The organism is Ensifer sp. MJa1, assembly GCF_037026475.1.
Taxonomy (GTDB): Bacteria; Pseudomonadota; Alphaproteobacteria; order Rhizobiales; family Rhizobiaceae; genus Ensifer.
In genome coordinates this window covers 189,752-203,658 of sequence record NZ_JAKUMO010000006.1, presented here as the reverse complement: position 1 = coordinate 203,658, position 13,907 = coordinate 189,752, and the positions used below count along the sequence as shown (strand labels likewise).

At 62.7% G+C, this 13,907-nt stretch carries 13 protein-coding genes; 2 read left to right on the top strand and 11 right to left on the bottom strand.

What is annotated here, in order from left to right; genetic code table 11:
• Positions 1-61: 61 nt before the first annotated feature.
• Positions 62-955, top strand: coding sequence for a LysR family transcriptional regulator (locus MKZ91_RS10920; protein WP_336170885.1), 894 nt, complete (start codon positions 62-64; stop codon positions 953-955).
• Between the two features lie 191 nt (positions 956-1,146).
• On the opposite strand, the gene MKZ91_RS10915 is transcribed toward MKZ91_RS10920, so the two are convergent.
• The 10 genes from MKZ91_RS10915 to MKZ91_RS10870 form a co-directional block, all read right to left on the bottom strand.
• The gene (locus MKZ91_RS10915) at positions 1,147-1,977 is read right to left on the bottom strand and encodes an alpha/beta fold hydrolase (protein WP_336170883.1); all 831 of its coding nucleotides are present in this window, start codon (positions 1,975-1,977) and stop codon (positions 1,147-1,149) included.
• A gap of 217 nt (positions 1,978-2,194) precedes the next feature.
• A complete protein-coding gene (locus MKZ91_RS10910) occupies positions 2,195-3,793 on the bottom strand; it encodes an MFS transporter (RefSeq protein ID WP_336170881.1) in 1,599 nt (532 codons plus the stop codon).
• Positions 3,790-4,248: a DoxX family protein gene (locus MKZ91_RS10905; protein ID WP_336170879.1), complete on the bottom strand. Its 459-nt coding sequence runs from the start codon at positions 4,246-4,248 to the stop codon at positions 3,790-3,792. The genes MKZ91_RS10910 and MKZ91_RS10905 overlap by 4 nt, the downstream gene beginning before the upstream one ends.
• A 26-nt stretch (positions 4,249-4,274) precedes the next feature.
• On the bottom strand, positions 4,275-4,511 hold the full coding sequence (locus MKZ91_RS10900) for a hypothetical protein (RefSeq protein ID WP_336170877.1): 237 nt from the start codon (positions 4,509-4,511) through the stop codon (positions 4,275-4,277).
• 46 nt (positions 4,512-4,557) lie between these two features.
• Complete coding sequence (locus MKZ91_RS10895; RefSeq protein WP_336170994.1) at positions 4,558-6,540, bottom strand: amidohydrolase; 1,983 nt, start codon at positions 6,538-6,540, stop codon at positions 4,558-4,560.
• The gene (locus MKZ91_RS10890; RefSeq protein ID WP_336170875.1) at positions 6,540-6,833 is read right to left on the bottom strand and encodes a XapX domain-containing protein; all 294 of its coding nucleotides are present in this window, start codon (positions 6,831-6,833) and stop codon (positions 6,540-6,542) included. The genes MKZ91_RS10895 and MKZ91_RS10890 overlap by 1 nt, the downstream gene beginning before the upstream one ends.
• Before the next feature lie 133 nt (positions 6,834-6,966).
• Positions 6,967-7,617, bottom strand: coding sequence for a hydrolase (locus MKZ91_RS10885; protein ID WP_336170874.1), 651 nt, complete (start codon positions 7,615-7,617; stop codon positions 6,967-6,969).
• 162 nt (positions 7,618-7,779) lie between these two features.
• On the bottom strand, positions 7,780-8,688 hold the full coding sequence (locus tag MKZ91_RS10880; protein ID WP_336170872.1) for an AraC family transcriptional regulator: 909 nt from the start codon (positions 8,686-8,688) through the stop codon (positions 7,780-7,782).
• A gap of 232 nt (positions 8,689-8,920) precedes the next feature.
• A complete protein-coding gene (locus MKZ91_RS10875) occupies positions 8,921-9,829 on the bottom strand; it encodes a helix-turn-helix domain-containing protein (RefSeq protein ID WP_336170871.1) in 909 nt (302 codons plus the stop codon).
• 134 nt (positions 9,830-9,963) lie between these two features.
• On the bottom strand, positions 9,964-10,290 hold the full coding sequence (locus MKZ91_RS10870) for an AraC family transcriptional regulator (RefSeq protein ID WP_336170870.1): 327 nt from the start codon (positions 10,288-10,290) through the stop codon (positions 9,964-9,966).
• 48 nt (positions 10,291-10,338) lie between these two features.
• Between MKZ91_RS10870 and MKZ91_RS10865 the strand changes: the two genes are divergently transcribed.
• Positions 10,339-11,043 (top strand): hypothetical protein, encoded by a 705-nt coding sequence (locus MKZ91_RS10865; protein ID WP_336170868.1) that lies wholly within the window; start codon positions 10,339-10,341, stop codon positions 11,041-11,043.
• Positions 11,044-11,301: 258 nt separating this feature from the next.
• Here the strand turns inward: MKZ91_RS10865 and MKZ91_RS10860 are convergent, their stop codons facing one another.
• Positions 11,302-13,476: a hypothetical protein gene (locus MKZ91_RS10860; protein ID WP_336170866.1), complete on the bottom strand. Its 2,175-nt coding sequence runs from the start codon at positions 13,474-13,476 to the stop codon at positions 11,302-11,304.
• Between the last annotated feature and the right edge of the window lie 431 nt (positions 13,477-13,907).

The following is a 13,907-nucleotide window of genomic DNA, read 5'->3' as shown; positions in this document are numbered from 1 at the left end:
CTTTATCGATTATCGCTGTAGTGTCAGCGCCGTTTATTCCAGAATATCGGAAATCGTTACAATGAACCTCGACGAGGTCCTCGTTTTCACATCGGCGGCCAGTGGCGGCAGCCTTTCAGAAGCAGCGCGGCGGCTTGGCATCAGCCCCATGGTGGCAACCAGGCGGCTCGCTTCGCTTGAGCAGGCTCTGGGTGTCCGGCTGATGCACCGCACGACCCGGTCGCTGTCGTTGACACCGGAGGGGGAAACCTTCCTGCCCTATGCCCGATCGCTCATCGAAACCGAGCAACAGGCCCGCACCTTGCTCAGCGGCGACGAACGGGGCGCCACAGGCCTTTTGCGCGTGTCCGCGCCGGTTGCCTTTTCGACCAGGGTGATAGCGCCGCTTGTCCCTCTACTGCTCGACGCCCATCCGCACTTGAGGATCTCGCTGGAGATGAGCGACACGATGCCGGACCTGGTTGCTACCGGATTGGATCTGGCGATCCGGATCGCCCGGTTGAAGGACAGCAACCTCATCGCCCGCAAACTGGCGGAAAATCGCCGCTCGCTCGTCGCCTCGCCGTCCTATATCGAAAAGCACGGTTGCCCGCACACAACCGGTGACCTCCTCCAGCATCAATGCCTGTCGCTGCACGGCGTCACCCATTGGACGTTCCTTGCCGCCGGTGTCGAACAGCATGTCCGCCTGCAAAGCCGTTTTTCCTCGACGAGCATCGAAGGCTGCCATGCAGCCTGCCTGGCAGGCGCCGGCATAACCCTGCTTTCGGACTGGAACATTGCCGACGATCTGGAATCGCGCCGCCTGATCCGCGTCCAGCTTGACGACGCCGAGCCGGAGACGTTGGCGATCTGGGCAATCTACCCGACGACAAGGCTCGTTGCGCCAAAGGTTCGCGTTTTCATCGACAGGCTGATGGGATCGCTTGAGGAAGCAAGAAAGAGCGGCCGTTGAACGGCAAGCCCGCACGCCGCTTGTCACGGCTCTAAAACTACAGCGCCGCGCGCCGGGAGAGGCGCAAAGGCGCTGTAGCCAGGAATGCTGCATGTTCTCGCCGTCAGATGGGCGACGATTGGACAAACATGCAGTAGCGGTTATCCCGGCACGGTCCGCGGTACCGAGATGTCGCGGACCGTGCCAGTTCTTTAGGCCTTAATGAAGGCAAGCAGGTCGGGATTGATTACCTCGGCATGGGTCGTGAGCATGCCGTGTGGATAACCTTCATAGACTTTGAGCGTCCCGTTCTTCAAAAGCTTGACGGCAAGCCGTGCGCTGTCGTCGATCGGCACGATCTGGTCATCGTCGCCATGCATCACCAGCGTCGGCACGTCGATCTTCTTGAGGTCCTCGGTAAAGTCGGTCTCGGAGAAGGCCTTGATGCCCTCATAGTGCGCCTTTGCGCTGCCCATCATGCCTTGACGCCACCAGTTCTGGATGACGCCCTCCGATACCTGGGCGCCCGGACGGTTGAAGCCATAGAACGGTCCGGCCGGAACGTCACGGAAGAACTGGGCGCGGTTGGCAGCAAGAGCCGAACGGAAGCCATCGAAGACCTCGATCGGCAGACCGCCCGGATTGTTCTCGGTCTTGACCATGATTGGCGGCACGGCGCCGACCATGATCAGCTTGGCAACGCGTCCGGCGCCATGGCGCGCCACATAGGCCGCCGCTTCGCCGCCGCCGGTGGAGTGGCCGATATGGATCGCGTCGCTCAGTTCGAGCTTGAGCGTAAGCGCCGCGACGTCCTTTGCATAATGGGCGATATCGTGACCTTCGCTCACCTGTGTCGAGCGCCCGTGGCCGCGGCGATCGTGGGCGATGACGCGGTAGCCCTTGTTGACGAAGAAGAGCATCTGCGCATCCCAGTCGTCCGACGAAAGCGGCCAGCCGTGGTGGAAGACGATCGGCTGACCCGAGCCCCAATCCTTGTAGAAAATCTCGACACCGTCTTCAGTCTTGATGAAATTCTCGGTCATGGGAACGGTTCCTTTGTTTTGGTTTAAGGAGGTTGTTTCGGCGGCGAAGACGGATGGAACCGCCACCGCCAGCGAAATGGAGGCCCCCGCAAGCAGCGTCTGCCGGCGGGACAAGGGGAAAGAACTATCGGTCACAGCCACTCCTAGGCTCTGTAAGCGCTCGATATGTTACGGCACCACGACACCCGCCGGGCGCCGGTACCGGGCTACCCCAGCTTCAACCGAGGTGAGGACGGTTGATCGCAAGCAGGTGATGCACGACCGGTCCCGCAGGCCCTTTGTGAAAGCGGCGCACATCCGCCTGGACATCGGCATCGGCCTTCGAGACGCGTTTGTGCTGGCGCAGATGCTCGGCCCAGGACTCGACCATGAACCACTCGACCATCCGGCCGGGGTCCGCGGAGTCTTCGGTCACGCCCCAACCATAGGCACCATCGCGGCGCCGCTCGTGCGACAGGCGGGCGAGCGCTTTCAGGAAATCGGAACGGTCAGCCTTGTCTACCATGTATTCGATCAGTACGAGCACGGGGCCGCGATCATGCTCGACCGGCTCGCTGGTGAGCGGCTCAGGCCAATGATTGGACGGCACGAGGTCCGCCTCGCCCTTCGGCAGTTTCATCGCATGGAAAACGAGCCCGACGCAGGCAAGGCCGACAGCCGCCACGGCAAGCGTGAACGGCACGCCGATCGCCTCGGCGACGGCGCCCCAGGCGAGGCTGCCGCCGGTCATGGCGCCGTTGAAGACGGTGAGATAGACGGCGAGCGTGCGCCCCCTCACCCAGTTCGGGAGGATCGCCTGCGCCGTGCTGTTCAGCGTCGTGAGGGCCATGATCCAGGCGGCACCGCACACGAGCAGCGCCACAATCGCCACCCACTGCGCCGGCGCGAAAGAAAGAACCCCCATGACGGCGGCGGTGAGGAGCGCGGATAACAGCAGCAAGCCGTCCGCATCCATCCGCGCGCGCAGCCGCGGCATCACCAACGCACCGCCGATCGCGCCGGCGCCGACAGCGCCAAGCAGGACGCCATAGAAGCTGGCTCCACCGCCCAGAAGCTGGCGGGCGACGAGCGGCAGCAGCGCCCAGATCGCACTCGAAAAGGCAAAGAAGACCGCCGCACGCAAGAGCACCACGTGCAATTCGCGGCTGGCGCGGGCATAGCGCAATCCGGCCCGGAAGGCGCCGAGGAAGCGTTCGGCGAGCGCATCGTCCTCCGGCACTGCGCGCCGCCACCAGACGAGGGCTGCGATCACGAAGATGTAGCTGATGACATCGACACCGTAGGTGACGGCCGCGCCGAACCAGGCAAGCAGCAAGCCGCCGAGCGCCGGGCCGATCGCGCGCGAGATGTTGATGCCGAGCGAGTTCAGCGCCACCGCGCCCTTGACGTCCTGCCGCGACACGAGTTCGGGCACGATCGCCTGCCAGGTCGGAGCAACGAGCGCTGCGCCAATACCGCCGACGAAGGTGAGCGCAATCAACGACGTTACCGATTGCAGGCCCGTGGCGGAGAGGAACAGCAAGCAGAGGCTTGCCGAGGCGAGCAGGAACTGGACGACGATCAGAAACTTGCGCCGGTCGAGGATATCGGAGAGCACGCCCGCCGGAATGGCGAGCAAGAAGATCGGCAGGGTCGCCGCCGCCTGAACCATCGACACGGCGGCCGGCGTTGCCGAAAGATCGGTGACGAGCCAAGAACTGGCGACGTCGCGAATGAAACTGCCGGTGTTGCCGATGATCGTCGCCACCCAGAGCACCGCGAAGACCTTCTGGCGGAGCGGTGCAAAGGTGCCGCTATTGGCTGCGGGTGCGGTCATTGAGCGCGCCTCCCCGCCGACGCGCGTTCGCGCAGATCGTACCAGGCGACAAGCACGAAGGCGCCGACAAGACCAATGTGTTCGAAGAAGCCGTTCATCGCCATCGCACGCTCCATGCCCGGCGGCAGTTCCCAAAAGCGAAATGCGAGGAAGGTAGCGGCAAGCGTGAAGGCGGCAAGGGCTGCTGCGGCTGCCCATCGGTAGATGCCGGCAAGAATGAGCGCCGACATCGAAAGCTCGAAAACGATGACGCCGACAGCAAAGAACGGTGCCGGACGCAGGCCGAAATGCTCCATCTCGGCCAGAGCCCCCGGAAAGTCGAAGATCTTGACGAGCGGTCCCTGAACATAGGCCGAGCACAGCGCCAGCAGACCAAGAAACACGATGGGCCCGCCGGCAAGCCCCGGTCGAATGCGCGCAGTGAGGTGGTTCTCGAGGGACGACAGGCTTAGCATTTCGGCTCCTTCACCGGTTCTTCAAATTATCGCGAGGCAGACCGGCCCGCATCGAGCCGTTTGGCGTGCGACGTGGGCATGGCGGTCGGGGATACCCCCTTGTAGTAGGTGCCATGCTTCGCGATCGGGTGGTTCACGACAACCTTCGCCCACGGATAGTGCGCGCCAGTCCCCGGCGGCGACAGATCATCGCCGCGGGGGACCGATGCATTGATCAGGATCGTGGCCGCCGCCATCATGGTGGTCCAACTGATGGTCTTCATCTCATGGCTCCTGCCGGATGCTTGGCTGACGCGGGGCTCCTGTTTGTCACACCGCCCAGCAGGAACAACCGAGCGCGCCGAAGAAGCCCTTGAGATCGGCGATCGGCAGCTTCGAGGTCCAGGCGCCGGCATGGTCGTGACCATGCACACCGCAATTGCTGGCGCAGCCGCAGGAGGTGATCGCGGTCCGTCTGAGAGAGTTCTTGCCGGCACCGGCAGGTTCGCCCCAGGCGGCATAGCCGCCGAAGGTCCTGACCGGCGACCAGTCGGGCATGGCCGGCGAAACCGGGTTTTCGTCATGAGCTGCGAAGTCGCCCGTCGCATAGACGATCTTGCCGCCGACCATCGTCAGCTCCGAGGTCAGGAACGAGATCTCATCCTCGGCGCAAGCGAAGTAGTCCCTGTTCGGCACGATCAGGTCGGCGAACTGCCCCTTCTCGATCCGGCCCTTCTTGCCCTCTTCATTGGAGAACCACTGCACCTTCTCGGTCCACATCCGAAGCGCCGTCTCGCGATCGAGACAATTGGCGCGTGGATAGAGCTGCAGGCCGCCGACGGTCTTGCCGGTCACCATCCACGACAGGGAGACCCAGGGGTTATAGGAAGCGACGCGGGTCGCATCGGTTCCGGCCGACACGTTGACGCCCTTCTCCAGCATGCGCTTGATCGGCGGTGTCGCTTCGGCGACGCCGTTGCCGTAGCGCTCGACGAAATATTCGCCCTGGTAGGCCATGCGGTGCTGGGTGGCGATGCCACCGCCAAGGGCTGCGATCCGGTCGATCGAGCGGTCGGAGATCGTCTCGGCATGGTCGAAGAACCAGTTCAGGCCTTCGAGCGGGATGTCCTTGTTGACCTTCTCGAACACGTCGAGCGCGCGGCTGATGGTCTCGTCATAGGTGGCGTGCAGCCGCCATGGCCAGCGGTTCTCCGCCAGCACCCGCACGACTTCCTCCAGTTCGCCTTCCATCTCCGGCGCCATCTCAGGCCGCGGCTGACGGAAGTCTTCGAAGTCGGCGGCCGAAAACACCAGCATCTCGCCGGCACCGTTGTGGCGGAAGTAATCGTTGCCCTGTTTGTATTTGACCGAGGAGGTCCAGTTGAGGAAGTCCTGTTTCTCTTCCTTCGGCTTCTGGGTGAAGAGATTGTAGGCAAGGCGAACGGTCAGCTGATTGTCGTCCGAGAGCTTCTGGATGACGGCGTAATCATCCGGATAGTTCTGGAAGCCGCCGCCGGCATCGATGACGCTGGTGACGCCGAGCCGGTTGAGCTCGCGCATGAAGTGGCGGGTCGAGTTGACCTGGTAGTCGAAGGGAAGCTTCGGCCCCTTGGCAAGGGTCGAATAGAGGATGCCGGCATTGGGCTTGGCGAGCAGCAGCCCGGTCGGGTTGCCGCTGGCGTCGCGGGTGATCTCGCCGCCCGGCGGGTTCGGCGTGTCCCTGGTGTAGCCGACGGCGCGAAGGGCAGCACCGTTCAGCAGCGCGCGGTCATAGAGATGCAAGAGGAACACCGGGGTATCGGGGGCAATCGCATTGATCTCGTCGATCGTCGGCAATCGCTTTTCGGCAAACTGGTGCTCGGTGAAACCGCCGACGACCCGCACCCATTGCGGCGCAGGCGTGATCGCGACCTGTCGCTTCAGCATATCCATCGCGTCGGCGAGCGAGCGCACGCCATCCCAGCGCAGTTCCATGTTGAAGTTCAGGCCACCGCGCACGACGTGGGTGTGGTTGTCATTCAAGCCCGGCAAGACGCGCTTGCCCTTGAGGTCGATGACCCTGGTGCCCGGTCCGGCGAGCGCCATGATCGTCCTGTCGTCGCCGACTGCCTGGATCACCCCGTCCGCAACAGCAATGGCGGTCGCTGCCGGTTTGGCGCGGTCAAGCGTGGTGACAAGGCCGTTGTGCAGGATCAGGTCAGGGGTCATCGAAGTGTCTCCAGTCGATTGGGCGCCGGCGGTCCGTGCCGATGGGAAAAGGGCGGGCAAGGCGAGCGAGGACGCAGCGCCAAGGAAGGTACGTCGCGTCGGCATCATCCGGCCCTTTCATCATTGGCGATCTCGTCCACCGCCTTGGCGGCCGCGGCCTGCGCGCCACTCGGCAGATGGCCGAACACATGCGGCATGCACTGGCGGTTGAACCAGCTGACATTGATCGGCTCGCCCGAGAAGACGCGCTTGACGAGCGGCACCGACTGTTCGCCGATGAGGATGCCGAGCAGTCCGACGAGCGCGATTACCGGCGGCGCCGGCGAGCGCACGTTCAAGAGCGAATAGATGACGCCGACGAGAAGGCCGGCTCCAAGCGAGAGAAGATACATCTTCATCGCCAACTCCCTTGCGGATGACATGGTCGCCCCGGCCGCGTTTGGCGCGGCCCGAGCGTTTGGCTCAATCAAGCGCCCTGCGCCGTTGCGGCTTTGAACGAACGCCACGGCGCTGGAGCGATGCCGCCTCTTGTCAGTGGCCTTCGGAGGCGCCGAACATCGACTTGGCGTAGATGATGCCAAGGCCATAGGCGCCGCCGAACTTCTTGGCGATGCCGGTGGTCATGTCGTAGGTCTCGGTGCGGGCCCAGTCACGCTGCAGTTCGAGCATGTACTGCAGCGAGGTCATCGGCCGGACACCGGCCTGGGCCATGCGGTCCATCGCCCGCTCATGCGCCTCGTCGGAGACGTCGCCACAGGCATCGGCAATGACATAGACCTCAAAGCCCTGGTCGAGCGCCGAGAGCGTCGGGCCGACGATGCACACCGAGGTCCACAGCCCGCACATGACCAGGCGCTTCTTGCCGATGCGGTTGACCTCTTCGATGACGGCGGCGTCTTCCCAGGTGTTCATCGAGGTGCGGTCGAGAAGCTTCTGGCCAGGGAAGGCCTCGGTGATCTCGGAGAACATCGGGCCGGAGAAGGTCTTTTCGGCAACCGTCGTCAGAATGGTGGAGACGCCGAAGCCGGCGGCCGCATGGGCGACCAGTGCCGCATTGTTGCGCAGGAGAACCGCATCGATCGACTTCGTCGCAAACGACATCTGCGACTGGAAGTCGATCATGATCAGGGTGTGGTCCTTCGGCGATACAAGCAGCTTGCCGGGGGTCGCTGTCGCAGACATGGTGGTGACCTCTTTCTGTTGAAACTGAACTCCGATTGGAGAGGTTCAACTATGCCTTTGACCGCAGCCGCGTTCTTGTCGCCAAAGACGGATTTTTGAAAATTTCGCTCGCCTTGCCGCAAAACGCGCCACCGCCGCCGACCCGAAGCGCTTTGGGTCGATCTAAGACTGCCGGCTGCGCCGCCACACGCGCGGCGTGGCACCCACGGCCTGCACGAAGGCGCGGGTAAAGTGGCTCTGGTCCGAAAATCCGCAGGCGGTGGCGATTTCGCTCAGCGGTGTGGGAGTAGACTGCAGCAACTGCTTGGCGTTCTCGATCCTCTGCTGCAGCAGCCAACGATAAGGCGTGCTGCCCATCGTGTCGCGGAAGGCGCGCAGGAACGTCGCCTGCGACAGATTGCAGGCCGCGGCGAGTTCCTCGACGGTAAGCTCGCCATCCAGGCGCCCCAGCACGAGATCGCGGATCCTTGCCTGGCAGCGCGCCGACAGCCGTCGGCCTCCGGCCGCACTTTCGCCGCGGCCATTGCCGTACTGGCGCACCATATGCACGCCGATCGCCACCGAAAGCTGATCGACAAACAGCGCGCTTCGGTCGGCGCGGCCATCGACCGAGGCAAACAGCGCGCCGAGCATGCCGGCGAGCACCGGATCGGGCGCCCCGGCGACCGAGCGTAGCTCACTGACACCGGCAAGATTTGCCGCATCGGCGATGCGCTCGAGCGCGCCGTGACCGATTTCGAGCAAGGTGAAGTCGAAGGATCCCTTCAGATCAGCCCTGTAGTCGTCGGCAAAGTTGCGCACGTAGATCGCGTTCTGGTCGAACTCCTGGAGCGCCGAGTGATGTTCGTGAAAGACGCGACGGCTGTGGCCGCCGGCGAGCGAAAGGCCGATCAGGTAGCCGCGACCGTTGGCGGGCGTGCTGACCCTGCCGGGCGGCCCGGATGCCGACCGCTTGCGATAGAAGACCATGTCGCGGCCCTCGATCATCCTGTTATCATCGAGCCGGTCAAGCGAACACCCAAGACTGTCGCGTGGCCGGGTTCCGGCCGTTGCCGCGCAGGCGTCTGTCATCGTCTTCGCTCCTTGGTTCTACGACTACCAGGCATCTGCAGGCGCGGAAGGCGCCGACAATAAACGCCAGCGACCGACAAGTCACCGGTCAGGCGAAATGCCTCCTCACCATCCAGCGCAGGCGCGGCATGCTGCTAAGGGAGTGCCTTATGATCGCCTCGACCGCCAGCGCTTTCTTGCACGATTTTCATGTGTTTTGAACAATATGCGTGAGGGCGCGCCCTCTTTGAAGTTATACTTCAAGATGATCGACAACGCCGCCAAACGCCCGGCTCTTCTTCCTGAATCGGGCCGGTGTCTCACGCGTCTGGCTGGTGAAGACGCGGGTCATGTGGCTCTGGTCGGCAAAACCGCACTGGATCGCGATCTCCGCAAGAGGGGTATCCTGCAGCAGGCATTCCTTCACCCGCGCGATACGATACTCGCTCAACCACCGGGAAGGTGTGCGCCCGAAGCTTTCCTTGAACGCCTTGTTGAAGTAGCTGCGGGACAGTTCGCACTGGCTCGCGAGATCGCCGATCGAGAACGGTTTGTTGAAATGCGCGACCAGAAACTCCGTTGCCAACCTTTCCTGCCAGGGTGCCAGCGTCCCCTTCTTGTCGACCGGGAAGTGCAATCCGCCATAGGTCTGGCTGAGATGAGCGAGAGCCGCAAGATTGATCTGCTCGACGAAAAGCGCATTGGCCTGATCAGGCTCCTCGAGCGACGGAAGCAGCGCCTGGGCGAGGCCGAACATGACCGGATCAACCCGTCCCTGCACCTGTGTGAGCGACACATACTCACCGCGCCCTGCCCTTTCGGTGAAGGACCGCATGCAGGCGAACGGAATATGAAAACGGACATTGTCGAAGGGGGAGAGGTGGTGACATTGCCATTGATCGCGAAGATCGGTGATCGCGAGCGACGCCTTGGAGTGCCCACCGTCATAGACGAGTTCGCCGCGCCGCCACAGCCGATGCGATCTGAAATCGCGCAGTTGGACAATGACGCTGAAAGCGTCAGCAATCGGGATCGCCGGCGCCCGTTGCAGGTCGAAGCGGTCGGAAGACGTTCTCGTGACCGTGATTTCCCCGGCGCTGATCGACTTGATCAGCGGGCGCGGCATCCGGTCATCGACATTCGGTCCTTCGTGCAAGGCCATCGGTCAGAACCTCCCGCATTTCAGCTCGACTGCCCGTGTCAGCGGTCCGGCGGATGCTACAACGATTAACGCCCTCGACCTAGGGGCAAATCCCTGCGGGCTGGCAGAGGTCTGCGGATTGACAAGCCGTCTCCTCATTGCAACCAACGCGCACGCCAGGCCGCTGGCGTGACGCCCGTCACGTCGCGAAACACTTCGATGAAGTGCGCCTCGTCGACAAAACCGCATCGCGCCGCGATCGCGGCCAGCGAGCCGCCGAGCTCGATCAGGTAGCGCTTGGCGCGCCCGATCCTGTAGCGCAGCAACCATTGCTCCGGCGTCTGCCCCGTGGCGGACAAGAACCGCTTGACGAAGTCGCTCTCCTGCAGGCTCACGACTGCAGCAGTTGCCGCCAGCGAAAAGTCCTCGGCCCAATGGTCGATCAGATGGTCCTTGGCCGCCTTTTCCTGCCAAATGGACAAGGCCGGCGCATCGGTCCCTGCTATCCGCTCCGGATAGGAATGCAGGAGATGGGCACAGATGGCGACGGCAATATGCTGCAGCACCGGACCTGGATCATTGCCCGCATCACCGAAGAGCGGAAGCAGAGCGGAGGCAAGATTGTGCATGACGTCATCGATCTCGCCTCTACGGCAGCGAAGACCGGTGGCAGTCGGAGCTTGGGAAAACTCCGAAACTTCCCGAAACAACGCTCGCGGCAGATGGAAGGCGAGCGAATCGAGATCGCTGACAAGCCGGACGCTCGCGCCCTGCACCAGATCGACAAGGCATATCGACCCTTGGCGATAGTGCTGGATTGCGGCATTGCTGCCGTCGGCCTGGACATCGCAGTGCATGACGTCGTTGAAGTAGAACATCAGGAAATAAGCATCGTCCGGTGGCAGCGACACCACGCGGCTGAGCTCGCCGCCGAGCCGGCATTGCAGACGCGTCACCGAAAACCGGGCGTCGCGAACGGGGCGCGCGACGAGGACGGGAGCACACGGCTCGCCAAAACAGGCTCCAACACCACTTGGCTCTGTCATTGTCTATCCACCCTCGCCTCCCAGGCGATGGAGTTCGTTGCTCGCGTCGAGCCCATGCACGGTGACCGCGCAGGCGCAGACGCTCATTTGGGTGCAGTTGTTCATTGCCCGGCAAACATGCGGCGAGCCGGCGTCATTTTCTTGTATGCTTTGCTCAAATTTAGCCGCAAACACTTCTGGTCTGGTTGAAGCTCAGTGAAACCGCACCCAGAAATTCCCGGTTTCAGCGACCGTAGCTGGCGGATCCCGCTGATCGCTACCGAGCCGGTCGAACACTTCGCGGCAAGTCGAACTCGTCACGGCAAAGCGCGCCGACGTGCGAGCCCTCGACAACCGTGGCGGACATGAATTGGATCTGAGGATTTGAAGGCGCCAGGGCTCTTCAGGAACCCACAGCCTTGGAAAAGGAGGGTCGCGTCCCGTGACGCGGCCCTCTTCTAATTATTCTTACTGGGCCGAGGCCTCGATATCGACCTTGTCGATGAGAAGCGCGGGATCCTCGGCCGCCCCGATCAGTTCGAGCGCGCCAACGCCAGCCGGTTCCTTGGACTTGACCGTCAAGGTGAAGGTGCCCGGCTTGCTGATGAACTGCGTCAGCGCGCTTGCCGCTTCCTGCAGCTTCGGCTGCGTGGCTGCAAGATGCTGCACGCCTGCACTCGTCATCAGCACGAGCAGACCGCGAACGCTGTCCTCGGTCATGTGGTTGTCCTCGGCATAGAGCTTGATGCCCTTGGCCATGATGCCATTGTCTTCAAGCTTGAGCTTGGCCTCGCGGGCCGTGAGACCGAAGAGCGCGACCTGCGCGGCGGTCATGTCGCCGGAGAAAAAATCCTTGCTCGCGCCGCCCATCAGGCCGGAGAACGAAAGGCTGCCCATATCCTTGCCGCTCACGGATATGTCCTTGATGACAAGATTTTCGTTCGGCTCATCCCAGGAAAGCTCGACATTCGAGGAGAAGACCAGCTTCTCGAAGCCGAGCTTGCGAAGCGTTGCGAAACCTTCATCCGGCGTCTCGGCCGGAACCGGCACGCTGAGGTCCCGGTAGGAGATGCGCACGTCCGTCGGGATGCCGTTGCGCGGCTTGGTCAGGGCCAGTTCGTAGTTGTCGAGCGTGAACCGGACACGTTCCGGCACAGACGGCACGGCGGTATCTTCGGCCGGCGCTTCCGCCAGCGGATCGTCTTGAACCTCCGCGTCGTTCGTCGCGTCGGAATCGGTGGCCGTGTCGGCTTCCGGTTCGACGCCTGCCGACGGATCAGCTTCATCCGTGCTGACGCTTGGTTCTTCCTCGCCGATAACACTGTCCGAAGCCGTCGCTGGATCGGTGCCAGGCATATCCACGTCCAGTCCGGCGATCCGGATCGTGCCGAACTCCGGCATCAGCGTCGTGAGCGGGAAGGTATCGAACTCCTCCTCCTTCAGCCCCGCCAGTTTGGTCAGCGCCTCCAGGGTCGGCGCCCAGGAGAAGCCCTTGATGCTCGCCTCGGTGAATTTGGCGTAATCCGTGCCCTCGCCCATCGAAAAGCCGAGCATGGCGCCATCAAAGCTGCGTCCATCGATCTGGGCCGTCATCTTGTCGACAGCGAGCTTGACCATCTTGGCCCCGTCGTCGCCGCTCTTTTCGGGAACTTCCATCTTGAGCCCGAGCAACTCGAGGTCGCCCGTACCGAGCATGTCGGCGATGGAAAGAATGCGCTTGAAGAACGCCTGTCGTTCGGCCGGCGGCAACGCCTCGGGATCCGTCACTGCCTGGAGCTTCTCGAACGTTTCAAGCAGTGGCTCTGCCGGCATGCGGACGCTGAAACCCTTGCTGCGCACTTCGTCATAGCCGAAGCGTGCCTTGCCGTCGGAGAAGGCGAGGTTCTTTACCGAGATCGGGCCATAGAGCGGCTTGGCCTCCTTGTCATCGGGGCCGGCCTTTTCTGTATAGATCCGCGCCAGATAGGCCGCGTCGAAGCTCTCGCCGGCAATGGCACCGATCGAGCCATTCATCTGCTCGCGTTTCGTTGCGCCTTCGCCATCGGGGACGTCCATGGAAAACGCGAAGCTGGCACCGGTCGCCGAATAGCGGGCGACCCGTCCGCCTGCGATATCCTCAAGAGCGAGATCCTTGTAGACCGTCTTCTGTTCGGTGCCGGCAACAACCTGACTGATTGTCGCCTCGGGCGCCGAGATGCGCTTTGCGGCAAAGCGCTCGATGCGCTTCAGCGTCGTCAGTTCACCCTGGTCGCCCGCCTTGGCCTGCGCGGCAGCGAAGAAGTCCGGCTCCTCGATCACCGCATGCGGTACGGAGAACTTGCCTGCCGCCACATCGAGTTCCAGGCCGCTGATATCGAGTTTGCCGCTCAGGAAAAACACCTTGGGACGGCCATCGATGGCCGCGGCCTTCAGGTTGGCGCCATCGGCGAAAGGCAGCGTCACGTCGCGCAGGTGAATGCGCCCGAGCAAGTCCGCTTCGACGGAGCCTGCCTTGCCGCCACGCTCGGCAATATACGTCTTAACCGCCCTTTCGAGCATGAACTTGCCACCGGCCACACCGGTCGCAGCGATCGCGATCACCGCGACCGCTGCCCAAAGCGCCTTGCGACCGCCCTTGCCGGCTCCCGTTTGTGTCTCAGCCACGATGTCAGTCCTTTCACCGCTAAAAAATGGAAAGCGAATCCTGGCGTGTGACTAAACAGCCAATGGGCTCTTCGCAAGTTTCACGGGAGTGCTGTGCACCAATTTTCCTCCATGGGCTGCATGAGCGAATTTGTGGGAGGCACGTCACGAAAGCTGCACGAACCGCTGCCAGCATCACGTCAACTCAGCAAACGGCGCGTATTAGCAATAGGATTGCCTTATCGCATCCATCAGGAAATCCAACTTAAATTAATGAAACCGTTTTGCTAGAGTCCCCCGCGGCAAAGAGGAGAGACAGCCAGTGGCAAGACCGCATAGCGGCACGACACCCACCAAAGGCACCGGGACCGCCGGTGCCGGGGCCCGGCGGAACGCCGGCCAGTGGCCACCGCATTTTCTCTGACCGCACAATTCGCATCATCGTAAAGGGA

Bases quoted from the DNA above. Each gene is read 5' to 3' on its own strand.
- MKZ91_RS10910 (WP_336170881.1), bottom strand. From the start codon at position 3,793: ATGACCGCACCCGCAGCCAATAGCGGCACCTTTGCACCGCTCCGCCAG.
- MKZ91_RS10865 (WP_336170868.1), top strand. From the start codon at position 10,339: ATGGGCACAGATGGCGACGGCAATATGCTGCAGCACCGGACCTGGATC.
- MKZ91_RS10890 (WP_336170875.1), bottom strand. From the start codon at position 6,833: ATGAAGATGTATCTTCTCTCGCTTGGAGCCGGCCTTCTCGTCGGCGTC.
- MKZ91_RS10885 (WP_336170874.1), bottom strand. From the start codon at position 7,617: ATGTCTGCGACAGCGACCCCCGGCAAGCTGCTTGTATCGCCGAAGGAC.
- MKZ91_RS10900 (WP_336170877.1), bottom strand. From the start codon at position 4,511: ATGAAGACCATCAGTTGGACCACCATGATGGCGGCGGCCACGATCCTG.
- MKZ91_RS10920 (WP_336170885.1), top strand. From the start codon at position 62: ATGAACCTCGACGAGGTCCTCGTTTTCACATCGGCGGCCAGTGGCGGC.
- MKZ91_RS10880 (WP_336170872.1), bottom strand. From the start codon at position 8,688: ATGACAGACGCCTGCGCGGCAACGGCCGGAACCCGGCCACGCGACAGT.
- MKZ91_RS10875 (WP_336170871.1), bottom strand. From the start codon at position 9,829: ATGGCCTTGCACGAAGGACCGAATGTCGATGACCGGATGCCGCGCCCG.
- MKZ91_RS10895 (WP_336170994.1), bottom strand. From the start codon at position 6,540: ATGCCGACGCGACGTACCTTCCTTGGCGCTGCGTCCTCGCTCGCCTTG.
- MKZ91_RS10915 (WP_336170883.1), bottom strand. From the start codon at position 1,977: ATGACCGAGAATTTCATCAAGACTGAAGACGGTGTCGAGATTTTCTAC.
- MKZ91_RS10905 (WP_336170879.1), bottom strand. From the start codon at position 4,248: ATGCTAAGCCTGTCGTCCCTCGAGAACCACCTCACTGCGCGCATTCGA.